Origin of the sequence: Methylomonas sp., from assembly GCF_023228165.1 — a bacterium.
GTDB lineage: Bacteria > Pseudomonadota > Gammaproteobacteria > Methylococcales > Methylomonadaceae > Methylomonas.
Map to the genome: position 1 here is coordinate 1 of NZ_JALOBS010000065.1, position 11058 is coordinate 11058.

At 51.2% G+C, this 11058-nt stretch carries 10 protein-coding genes; 4 read left to right on the forward strand and 6 right to left on the reverse strand.

Annotated features, from left to right (window positions below; genetic code table 11):
- Nucleotides 1-124: 124 nt before the first annotated feature.
- The 3 genes from M0R33_RS23900 to M0R33_RS23910 are packed head-to-tail and all read right to left on the reverse strand — an operon-like array spanning nt 125 to nt 2901.
- Complete coding sequence (locus tag M0R33_RS23900) at nt 125-685, reverse strand: AAA family ATPase (RefSeq protein WP_292574470.1); 561 nt, start codon at nt 683-685, stop codon at nt 125-127.
- On the reverse strand, nt 675-2321 hold the full coding sequence (locus M0R33_RS23905) for an IS481 family transposase (RefSeq protein WP_292574478.1): 1647 nt from the start codon (nt 2319-2321) through the stop codon (nt 675-677). Before M0R33_RS23905 ends, M0R33_RS23900 begins: the two co-directional genes overlap by 11 nt.
- 4 nt (nt 2322-2325) lie before the next feature.
- Nucleotides 2326-2901 carry a recombinase family protein gene (locus tag M0R33_RS23910; RefSeq protein WP_292574471.1) on the reverse strand — a complete coding sequence of 192 codons (576 nt, stop codon included), beginning with the start codon at nt 2899-2901 and terminating at the stop codon, nt 2326-2328.
- A 285-nt stretch (nt 2902-3186) separates the two neighbouring features.
- On the opposite strand from M0R33_RS23910, the gene M0R33_RS23915 reads away from it, so the two are divergent.
- Nucleotides 3187-3432, forward strand: a complete 246-nt coding sequence (locus tag M0R33_RS23915) for a hypothetical protein (protein ID WP_292574472.1) — start codon at nt 3187-3189, stop codon at nt 3430-3432.
- Nucleotides 3433-3546: 114 nt separating this feature from the next.
- On the opposite strand, the gene M0R33_RS23920 is transcribed toward M0R33_RS23915, so the two are convergent.
- Nucleotides 3547-3807: a MafI family immunity protein gene (locus tag M0R33_RS23920; protein WP_292574473.1), complete on the reverse strand. Its 261-nt coding sequence runs from the start codon at nt 3805-3807 to the stop codon at nt 3547-3549.
- Nucleotides 3808-3813: 6 nt separating this feature from the next.
- Entirely contained in the window at nt 3814-8130 is a 4317-nt protein-coding gene (locus M0R33_RS23925; protein ID WP_292574474.1) for an RHS repeat-associated core domain-containing protein, read from the reverse strand.
- Nucleotides 8131-8655: 525 nt separating this feature from the next.
- Here M0R33_RS23925 and M0R33_RS23930 point away from each other — a divergent pair.
- Genes M0R33_RS23930 through M0R33_RS23940 form a run of 3 tightly spaced genes read left to right on the forward strand, consistent with a single transcriptional unit; the run spans nt 8656 to nt 9632 of the window.
- The gene (locus M0R33_RS23930; RefSeq protein ID WP_292574475.1) at nt 8656-9117 is read left to right on the forward strand and encodes a helix-turn-helix domain-containing protein; all 462 of its coding nucleotides are present in this window, start codon (nt 8656-8658) and stop codon (nt 9115-9117) included.
- A 29-nt stretch (nt 9118-9146) separates the two neighbouring features.
- On the forward strand, nt 9147-9311 hold the full coding sequence (locus tag M0R33_RS23935; protein WP_292574476.1) for a hypothetical protein: 165 nt from the start codon (nt 9147-9149) through the stop codon (nt 9309-9311).
- Between the two features lie 30 nt (nt 9312-9341).
- On the forward strand, nt 9342-9632 hold the full coding sequence (locus M0R33_RS23940) for a transposase (protein ID WP_292574479.1): 291 nt from the start codon (nt 9342-9344) through the stop codon (nt 9630-9632).
- An 884-nt stretch (nt 9633-10516) separates the two neighbouring features.
- On the opposite strand, the gene M0R33_RS23945 is transcribed toward M0R33_RS23940, so the two are convergent.
- Entirely contained in the window at nt 10517-10933 is a 417-nt protein-coding gene (locus M0R33_RS23945) for a hypothetical protein (protein ID WP_292574477.1), read from the reverse strand.
- Nucleotides 10934-11058: the final 125 nt, after the last annotated feature.

The following is an 11058-nucleotide window of genomic DNA, read 5'->3' on the forward strand; positions in this document are numbered from 1 at the left end:
GAGGATTTTTTTGCCTCATTTTTGGAGACCGCTATGTCGGATTTTGACGCGGCCATTGAGCGCGCCGTTTTTATTGTCAGCCTGAATGCTGGTGTTCGGAAAATATCGGCTTTTTCAGGGACGACTACATATCGGTACGCAAGCCGATTTCTTCCAATTTGGGGCGGCGCAAATCATTACGCAGCTTGGGCCAACCCGCAAGGACCACTGACAAGCAGCCACCATCGCTTTCTATCACTTCCATAAGCCGTTTGATACCGGTGAGGGCCTCATCTTTCAGGGCATGAGCATCGTCGATAAATAAAGCCACCGGGCGTTTGCCCTTTTTAACCAGCGCCTGTAATTCCCTTTCACGGTCCTCGGATCGGGACGGTATCCTGATCTTCTTTCCGGTGGAAAGATCGTAGAACAGCGCTGCCATCAGTGTATTCAGTTTAACGTTGTGCTTTTCCACCGCTTGCGAGCGGGAGACGGTGACTTTATTTTCATCTTTCAGTTGTTGCTGCAATCGGCGTAATGTGACGGTTTTGCCGCTACCGATGACGCCGTAGAGAACGATAATCCGGCCTTCATGGATAGCGCCGCGAATATTCTTGAACAATTGGCTGTGATGTTCGGTTTCGTAATAACCGGCGCGATTCAGTGGTTTGGTCAGCCCATAATAGTCCATCACTTCAACCCGCATGTTGTCCCCCTTGGAATTCTTGGCATCTAAAATATTCTCGAATTCGTGCAAGCACAACGCTACGTTCGAGAGTTTCGGCAAGCACGTTGTCGATAAAAGCGCGATCATTGGGCGTGAGCTTGGCTAACGGCTTCGCAATGTCATCGGCGATAGCCAGCTTAGCGGCAATCTTACTGGGATAATGATATTCCTGGCGTTCGGCGCTGAAGGGATGCCGTGGCAAATCTTCCGGCAATGCGACCGGTTCCGTCAGCTGGAAATCGGTGTCACCGGTTAATGCGGCGATGGGAAGCCCAAGTTGATCGGCTAGCTGCCGAATGCGATCGGCCTTTTCGTCGATTGCCGTTTTCTTGAACGCCCGATAGCGATTAAGGGGAATGGGGCCTGAAATAGGAGCGTATGGCCCGGAACGTTCGCCATCGTATTCGACATAGAGTTCGGTGTCGAATAACCCCCACAGCAGCAATACGGTTTCACCGGCCAGTTCCGGCGCGACTTCATAGGCGGTGCCGTCCACCGAAACTCGTGCGTCAGCCCCGACTTTGTGCCGCTCTGGCTCCCGAGCAAACCGGCAGAACTGTTCCCAGGAACACATTTCGCGAAAACCATTTGCCGGCAAGTTGGCGAGCCAGTCTTCCAGCCGTGTGTGGGGTTCGCTCCGGTGCGGCTTACGGTTGTAGTCCAACAAATAATTTTGCAACCACAAATTGGCTTCGGCTTCATTCTGCGGCTGGTGAAAATGATAAAGGGTTTCATGTACCTCTTTCACGGTACGAAACGGCCGTTCAACTTTGCCGGTGGCACGAGCAGTGACGCGGCGGCCGTCTTTCCCTGCGGGCATGTGTGTCTTCCAAATAACACCCAAGGCATCCATCACATTCTGGAATACCCGGCTCTTGGACACTGGGCCACAATCCATGTAGATCATGTCCGGAATGCCTTGAAACGGAAAATCCGGCATGTAGGGTTTGGGCGCCATGGCATTGAACAAAAACCGCAACGCCGATTCGGCATCTTCACCGTAGACACAACGATATTCCTCATACCCTACGCCACTGCGGTCATCGACGATGCTGTATAGCATCAGGGTAGGCGCACCTCGGCTGGGGTCTATCCACAACGGCGCTTTAACATGTTTAAGCTCGGAGGGCGACATATCGAATTGCCAGCAAGCATTGCTCAATTCGGCCTGGAATCGCACCGCCGGCGGCTGGCGGGTCAATCGCGGTTGATCGAGTTTCCAGTAGCTCAGGTAATGATTTACCGTACTGACACTTAATAGTCCTTTGGGAACACGGATCAATCCTTGCGGGGTTTCAAGACCATAATCTTCCATCAGTTCGATGGCTCGGCGAGTGGAAACATGACGCCCCTTCTTGTTAGTCGTACGCAACTTCAATGCCGCGACCAGCTCGCAATAGCGTTCTAACTCCGCTTTCGGCAACACACGCGGCTGGCCACGGTCGCCGCGCTGGGCGGCCTTGGGTTTGTGCAAATCTCGAAGCGAACGGTAAACCGTATCGGTGGAAACGCCGTAGAGTTCTGCGATGGATTTGACCTGAGTAGCGCGTTCCGGACTTTTGGGTGATAGCCGATCCAGCCGTTGGCGCAAGGCCAACAGCGAGTCAACCGGAATGGGACTAGGCCGCGTCGCGGGCATTGACACCCAACTCCGCCAAATAGTTATACAGGGTGCTTTTTGAAATCCCCATGATTTTGCAGATTTCCGCGATGCTGTGCTGACGTTCTTTATAAAGGCGTAACGCTAACTCGCGCTTTTTAGGATCGAGTAGCTTTGGCCGACCACCTTGACGCCCTCGCGCCCGCGCTGCCGATAATCCCGCTTGGGTGCGTTCGCGAATCAGGTTGCGCTCGAACTCGGCCAACGCGCCGAACAGATGAAACACCAACCGGCCGCCGCTGGTGGTGGTATCGATATTCTCTTGCAGGCTTCTGAGCCCGATGCCTTGCTGTTCCAGTTTTTCCACCAAGTGGATCAGATGCTTCAAGGAGCGTCCCAGTCGATCCAGTCGCCATACCACCAACGTATCACCTGAGCGGGCTATTTCCAGAACGCCGGACAAACCAAGACGCTCGCTACTGGCACCGCTCTGCTGATCGGTATAAATCTTTTCGCAACCCGCCTTTTCAAGCGCGTCCCGTTGCAAGTCCAGATTCTGGTCATCGGTGGATACCCGGGCATAACCGATCAACATTATTTCTCTATCCTCTAGTCCAATAAGTCTCAAGAGCGAAGTATATCTGGAATTTGTTTTGTGGAATAGCTTTTTGGACGCTGGAAGCCTTATCAGACGACGCCAGAAAGCCGAAGGTTATTAAGTCCAGAAAACGTCCGTTTCCTGGACTGGTTTATTTTCGAAGTAGGTGTCAGCAGCAACCGACAAAGACCGACCCTTACCGAGCGGTCGAGATCGTTCCCTAATTTTCTGGATAACAGACATTCAAATTCGAATATCGAAAATAAAATAAGCAGAAGTAAAATGCTGATGGTAGCGCAGATTTACCGGCTGCTGTACGAGGAAGGCAAAGTGCCGTTTAGCTATCAGGCATTCCGGCTGTATTCGAACCGCTTGATTTTGAATCCGGGGCAGACACATCGAAAGGCCAAGGACAATCAGCTGCCGAAACAGCAGGACGAAAAGCCGGAGCCCGCCGCCACACAAGCGGTGGACAAGGCTAAGGGGTTTGTATGGAACCAAAACCATAGCAAGGAAGATTTGGTTTGATGGGCAAGACCGGTTGAGGCAACGGCCGCAGGGCGTTTTCGCGATAGCAAAACACCGGGTGGTTTCGAAGGTAAGCTGGATTGCCTAGGGCAATCCCGCTTACGGTCTTGACTATTATTGTGGCAGCCGCTGTAACAACTGTAGTGAATCTAATGACATTAAATCTACTAAACGACTAACCAACGTCACCACACCAGCAGATGCAATCTTTTTTTCCTCGACAAATATGTCAACCGCAGTTTCTAAAGCAAGACCATATTCACCAACATCAATAAAACTCTGAACTTCGGCACATTCGGATTCCGACAATACAGGGGTCACAGCTTCTAACAGTTTAGATAACAGTAGTTCTACTTCATCAAAGTTTGATTCCATTATATTTCAACGTGGATTTCTAGGAACATTAGTAGGAAAGCCGGTTACGATCCGACCATTCGAATCAACAATTACTGTTATATCAATTCCATCACGAGTTCCTTCAACAACTTGGCGCCCATTACGTCCTGGAGAAACAGAAGACGTAGGATCAGTAGCAACATCTGAAATTTCTCCTTTGATTTTGTCGTCAGACCAATCAGTTGGAAATTCGCTTTTGCCTGGTTTGCCGGTGCCCGCTCGATGCCCTCCTCCAGTTTTATCACCGTTAAGTATATGATCTTCAGCTGTTGGATCGAGTAGGTTAGGTTTATTGCTATCGTCACCATGAGCCTCATTTTTACATGACATAGCGTTGGAAATCGCATACCCAGTCCCTCCAATAAGTGCCAAATCAGCCAGAGCATTTATAGCGGTATAGCCAAGTATTGGTACAAAGAAAAAGGTACCTTTCGGGTCGATGTACTTCAGCGGGTTGTTCCGAACATAGGTATAAGTATTAATGCCCCCACTCAACCCAATCGGGTCACTCTGCAGATACCGTCCAATACCGGGATCGTAATATCGCGCCATATTGTAATGCAAACCGGTTTCCTGGTCGTAGTATTGACCGGGGAAGCGCAGGTTTTGGGTAATGGCGGGGTTGAGCGGCGCGGCTTTGCCGAACGGGTCGAGTTGGGCGTTCCAGCTGATTTGACCCAATCGATCCGTGGTTTGCAGCGGGGCGCCGAGCGGGTTGTTGTGGTAGTAGGCGATATTCCAGCCGGCGACGTTGCCGCTCCAGTCGCTGAGGTTGTAGTCGACCCGCGCCAAGGGTTCACCGTCCAGGTAGACGTAATCGCCCGGCACGCGGTCTTCGCCGAGCAAGCGGCCTTGCAGGTCGTAGTCATAGTGGGTCGTCGTGGTTCCGACGGTTTTGCTTCTGCGCCGGCCTTGGGCATCGTAGCTGTAGCGGGCGATGTCGGCGCTGCCTTGTTTGACGCTGGCCAGCCGCTGGTCGGGGGCGTACAGATAGGTTTTGCCGCCGGCGTGGGTGATGTTGCCTACCGCATTGCTGACGACGGTATTGGGGTGGGCGCCGGTTTGCGAAAAGAGTTTCTGGCTGCCGAGATCGTATTGGTATTGGGTGGCGGCGCCGTTTAGATCGTTGGCCAGCCGGTTGCCGACCGGGTCGTATTGATAGCTCTGTTGCGCCGTTCCATTCGCGGCTATCAGCCGGTTCAGGCCGTCGTAACTGTAACTTTGGTCGTTGGCGGCCGCCAGCAGGTCGGTGGCGGTTTGCAGGTTGCCGTTGGCATCGTAACCATAGGCCAGATTAAGCTGGTTGCCGACGCTTTGGCCGGCCAAGCGGTAGTCTTGGTCGTAGTTGCGGTTCAGGGTCAGGCCGTTGCCGTAGGTCAGACCAGTGACAGGGCCGAACGGCAGATGGACGATGTTGTCGGCCAGAACGCGGGTGACATCGTAGCCAGAACCGGAGAAATCGCCGTCGTCCCAATCGTGTACCGATATACGGTCGATTTGGCCGGCTTGGTCGTAGTGGTAGCGATGCTGGCGGTACCAGTTAAATTGGACTTCGCTGACTTGATCGTCGGCGTTGTAAAGGTAGCCGATCCGGTCGTCATAATAATAGGGATTCGCCAATGCGGTTGCCGTTGTGTAGGCGATGTTGCCGCGCCTGTCGTAGCCGATGTAATGCGTTGGTGAGGAGCCTCGCCGGGTGGAGGTTAACCGGCCTAGTTGCGGGATGTTCCATGTAAATAACGGCGTTGTGTCGTAGTCGTTCACCACATCCGCTTCGGTACCGGGGTAATCGATACCGAGCAAGCGGTTGATGGCGTCGTATTGGTAGGTGGCCGTGATGTTTTCTGCATCGGTCTTTTGCGCCAGATTGCCGGCGCTGTCATAAGCGTATTGAGTCACACCGGTGTTGGGGCTGTCCAGTTGCGTGAGGTCGCCGAGGCCGTTGTAGCTGTAGATTGTGCCGTGGTTGTTGGCGTCGGTGACTTGTACCAGCCTGTCCAGGGTGTCGTAGTCGTAGTCGGTTTGGCCGTTGAGCGCGTCGGTGCTGCGAATCAAACGATCCAATGTATCGTATTGGCGTTGCGTGCTATGCCCTTCGGCATCGGTGATTTGGGTCAGGTTACCGTTGGCATCGTAGGCGTACTGGATGGTTTGATTGTAGGCGCCGATGTCCTGGTAGAGACGATTTAAGGTATCGTATGCGCGGCTATGGGTTTTGACGATGTGGCCTTGGGCGTCTTTGATGTCTTCTTGATTGCGATTACCCATGGCATCCAGTGTGTAGTGGATTTTACCGCCTAAGGCGTCCTGGATGTCGGTCAGGCGGTGGGCGGCGTCATAGGTAAAGTTGTAAAATGCGCCACTGGGCCGAGTAATTTTGATCAGGTTACCGACATTGTCGTAGTCGTATATGGTGGTGTGGCCGTCGACGGTTTTGTGGGTCAAACGGCCACGGGCGTCGTAGGTAAAATTGATCACCAAGCCGTTGGGGTCGGCTAGCCTCAATAGGCGGCCGTTGGCGTCGTAAGCGGTGAAGGTGGTAACGTGGCCCAGGGCGTTGGTGACGGTTTGCAAGTCGCCTGGCTTATGGTCGGCGGTCGTATCAGCGTAATAGGTGTAGCTGGTGACGTCGTTGACATCAGTGCGCGGGCCGTCTTCGGTGAGGACTTGACCAAGGCTGTTGTAAGTATAATTCCAGCTGCGGCTTTGCTGAGTAGCCGTGTCGATAATGGTTTTATTCAGCAGATTGCCATTCGCATCATAACCGAAGGTCGTGCGGCGACCGGTTTCGTCGATTTGAGTAGGTAACCGGTAATCGGTATGCCATTGGGTGGCGGTTTTGCGTTCACTGCCTCCGGTAGAAGGGGCATAGGCCGCCAAGTCAGACGGGCAGGTTGAACCGGGTGCCAGGCCTTCGACCCGCACAGTTTCCAGGTTGCGGTTCAGGTCGTAAGCATAGCAGCTTAAATTGCCGTTGAAGTCGGTACGGCTGGCGACGTTGCCATTAGCGTCGTAGCTGATGCTGCTAGCCGAGGCGGCGCAGCCGGAACCGGCGGGTTGACTTTGGCCAACATTATGCTTGAAGCCTAAAATCGTCTGATGCAGGAATGTGCGCGGTTGTCCCAACGCATCGGTAATTGTCGTGCTGCCATCTGCGTTATAGGCCAGTTGATGCAAATCGCTGCCGCCGGCATGTTCAGTCGCGATACCTCGTCCCTGTGCATCGTAACGATAGGTCGCATATCGGCTACCGTTTTCATCCAATATACCGGTCAATGCATAAGGCAGGTTGGTATTGGATGTATGAACTTGCTCGTTATAGAGGTACTGCCGGCCGGGATTGCCGGGTACTGCATCCGGCGGCGTGACTTGCACCAGTCGCCCAGTCGAATCGTAACTGTAGGTATACCCGTTGCCGTTCGGGTCGGTGACGCTCGTCAATCGGTTTTTGCTGTCGTAACTAAAACTCAAACTCCTTTGCGAGGTCCGATCGGTTACGCTACTTAATCTACCGCCTGCGTCGTAACTGAGATCCTGGCTCATTCCGCCCAGATCGACCAAAGTAATCAAGCGGCCATCGGTATCGTAATATTCAAAACTGTTGTCTTCACTTTTATATAGACGCCAACCGGTAATGCTGCCACCTGCGTTAGTGCTAGCGATAAAACGGTCGTTGATATCGGCATCTGAAATCCAGATACTGCCCGACTTGCTAAATCGGTAGGCTTGTCCGCTCGGCCTGATAATATAGGCCTCGGTCTTGGCACTATTGAAATAAAGTCCGCGTTCATAATTGTGACGCCACGATTTACCTAGCGCACGCACATCGCTATACGCACTGTTGTAATAACGGATAAATTGCAGCGGAAAACGGCCGCCGCCTTGATAATCCAGTTCTTGCTGAAATTTGTTACCTGTTGCATCGTTTACTGGATTAGTACCGTTACAGATCTCCGGTTCCCCAGCGTTCTTTTGTTCGATCGGTGGTGTCGGTTGGTAATACACCACCATGCTATCCGAGGCAGAGCAACCGTTGACACTGCCGGAAACCGATAAGGTGTTGGCACCTTTTTGCAACGTGACTGAAGCAGCACCTGAACCTAGAAAATTGATCAATGTGGTAAAAGTACCGCTCTGACTGAAAAACGGCACCCCGTTGAGGTAGGCGGTCACTTGGCCTTGGTCGCCCGAATTGGCGGTACCGGTACCGGTACCCGATACACCGACTTGCGCTGTGCTGACTGTGCTCCCGCGTACTGGAGAGGTGAATTGCAGCGAGCAGGCTTGAACGCGGTGATTCATACTTAAGCCTAGCAACAAGATCATGACGATTGGATACAAACGCAGCCCTTCAATGGGCAATATGTTCAGTTTTCGAACAGCGACATTATGGATAAGTCGTTGATTAAGGCATAATTTCGTAAACAGGTTCATATACTCTCTCTGAACATATTGAATTTAAATTATTAGAGAATTCTTGTCGTAATTGACAGGCTTGCGAGGTATGTTATCGATAAATAACGCAACCATTACTAACTAACTTAATTTGCGTAGAACGTTAGAACAATAGCGTTATGCCACTTCTTTTGGATTCTCGTACAGTAGATTCACAAATTATGCGTAAAAATGTACAGCAGAATTTGTACCAGCACTGAAACCTTGTGATTTTCTATGTTGCGATGAAACATAAAAAATAAATCTATGCTAAATGCCAAATAATCCAAAAACAACCGAGGGATAAGCGCTTAACAATAAATCGCCGTGCAGTAGAATGGCAGGGTTTTGAACAGAGCGATAAATAAAGGGATGCGCGTAAAACCGATTGAATTGAGCGAAACCGAACGAGAGCAACTCCAAATAATTGTCAAGAAAGGGAGTGATTGGCGAGAGCGCGAACGGGCGCAAACCATCCTGATGTTAGCCGATGGTCAAACAGTGATTGCGGTTGCCGCGCATCAGGGTGTAAAGCCGGAAGCGATTCGTGAGCGGCGGCGGAAGTGGTGGAGAATCGGGCTAGCGAGCTTACCGGATCAGCCGCGCAGTGGTGCGCCGAGTAAGCTGACGGACGCGAATCGCAGTCAGCTCAAAGGCTGGATTGAGGCAGAACCCTTGACCTGTCGGGCTCTGGTTAGTCGACTGACGGCGGAATGCGGCGTGACGATCAGTGCCGGTACTTTGCGAAACGAGTTGAAACGCATGGGCTATGTCTGGAAGCGCACGCGCTATAGTTTAAAAAAAAGCGCGATCCCGAGCGTTTCGAACAAGCGAGACACGATATCGCAGAACTGATCAAGCAAGCCGAAGCCGGTGAGATCGAGTTGGCGTATGTGGATGAAGCCGGATTTGCGCCGCAACCGCCGAATCGTTCGGCTTGGACGAAGCGCGGCGAAGTCCATGCCATTACCGCTAAACGCGCGCAGCGCATGAATGTGATCGGCGCGCTGCTGTCATCGGGGCGGCTACTGTTGACCCAACTTTGGTAGAGCGTCAATGGCCTGTGGTTCTTTGGCTTTCTGATGGCGTTGATCGAACGCGTCAGCAAGCCGATGGTGGTGATTTTGGACAATGCCTCCATTCATACCGCCAAAAAGCTGAAACCTTATTGGGATTTATTGGAAGAGAAAGGCATGCGATTTTATTTTCTGCCTCCCTACAGTCCTGAGTTGAACCGAATCGAATTGCTGTGGCATAAGATGAAATATGAATGGCTACCTTTCAAAACCTATACGCCGGATGAACTGGCACAGGCCATTGATGAAATTGGCCGTGGATTTGGCTCTAAATACACGCTAACTTTTTGCTAGGCGCTTATACCTCCGTTTCTTTTGGTTCGGTTTTGCCATTTACTGCTCAATGTTGACTAATCTTATCATACGACTCTTCTGTGCTTAGGAACGCGCATAAAATAACTTCGTCAAGTGCGCGGATGAATTTCCGGTGTAGGTGCGGATTTATCCGCACAATGCGAATGAATTCGCACCTACAATTCCATTATTTATTCCATGCACATTACTTAACGAATAACCTGAATGTCGGCTTTTTTCATTTCAAGCAATTTTGGTTGCGTCAGGAAGCAAGGAGGTGAATGTTTCTTTTGGGTCGTAACCTGATGGCCAACCTATTTGAAATGAATAATTGCCAGCGATCGCTTTTGGCCGGCTTCCGCCCATGGACAGTGACATATTTCAGTTGCAAATAACGTCGGTTTGCGGTGGATGATTGCAGGTCGGCACGAATGATTGCAGGTTCAGTTGCAAATAATCTCGGTTTGAACGCCCGTCAGTTGCATTTAATTCCGGCCGAGAAATGCGCTGATTGCTGGTTTATGGGTTTTTGATTGCAGGTCGCAACACTTAATCATACTATTGATGGGGTTGGAGTTGCTATATGGCGGCCCGTTTCTGCAGAGCTGAATTTGGCGGGTTACGATTCTAGCGAAAACCGCTTGCTTGTGTGGCCGGCTGAAATTCAATGTGCGACTTTTTCGGCCGGGTTTGACCGGGTAGGTGTAGCGGCTTGCAATCAAAAACCCACAAACCAGCAATCAGCGCAATTTTCGACCAGGATTAAATGCAACTCTGCGAGCGCTCCAACCGAGATTATTTGCAACTGAACCTGTAATCGTTGCCGCAAACCTGCAATCATCCGCCGAAAACCAGGATTATTTGCAACTGAAACCATAGCGAATTCAGATCGGTAATCCAGCCAAGCGCATCCGATCCCGTAACTCGCTGGCACGGATTGGATCGAGCTGGTTGGCAAATAATGCTTTGATTTCTGCCGGCTTGGCATCGAAGTTTTGCACCAATTCCCGTAGACCATATCCTTGCCGGGTGATGGTGGCTTCCATATCGTCCAAATGCTTGGATAACACCGTTTCGACCAATTCAGCATCTATCGGTAATTCGCCAGATTGATAACCGGCTTCAAAAGCCTGAGTGAGATGCCATTCGATCTGTAAGGCTGTCCGTAACCGGCTGGCTAAGAGATCGATGGCATCGGGGGTCATCAATGCCTCTATTCCTTCCTGGCGTCCGGTGCAGGTAGTGAGCAACCATCGAATATATTCACGCTGGCTGCCGGTGATGCCGTCCAGCGAGTACATAGTCGTCCCTGAAAAGCCATAAATTCACATCTAAAGCATTGAAATACAATAAATAATTAAATAAAAAGACGAGCAATAATTGCAAGAAATTAGTAAAATAGATATTAATTTCTTGCAAATTTTTA

What these genes read in the sequence shown, in the direction of transcription:
- M0R33_RS23910 (WP_292574471.1), bottom strand. Translation starts at nt 2,901, where the DNA reads ATGTTGATCGGTTATGCCCGGGTATCCACCGATGACCAGAATCTGGAC.
- M0R33_RS23900 (WP_292574470.1), bottom strand. Translation starts at nt 685, where the DNA reads ATGCGGGTTGAAGTGATGGACTATTATGGGCTGACCAAACCACTGAAT.
- M0R33_RS23915 (WP_292574472.1), top strand. Translation starts at nt 3,187, where the DNA reads ATGCTGATGGTAGCGCAGATTTACCGGCTGCTGTACGAGGAAGGCAAA.
- M0R33_RS23925 (WP_292574474.1), bottom strand. Translation starts at nt 8,130, where the DNA reads ATGAATCACCGCGTTCAAGCCTGCTCGCTGCAATTCACCTCTCCAGTA.
- M0R33_RS23945 (WP_292574477.1), bottom strand. Translation starts at nt 10,933, where the DNA reads ATGTACTCGCTGGACGGCATCACCGGCAGCCAGCGTGAATATATTCGA.
- M0R33_RS23920 (WP_292574473.1), bottom strand. Translation starts at nt 3,807, where the DNA reads ATGGAATCAAACTTTGATGAAGTAGAACTACTGTTATCTAAACTGTTA.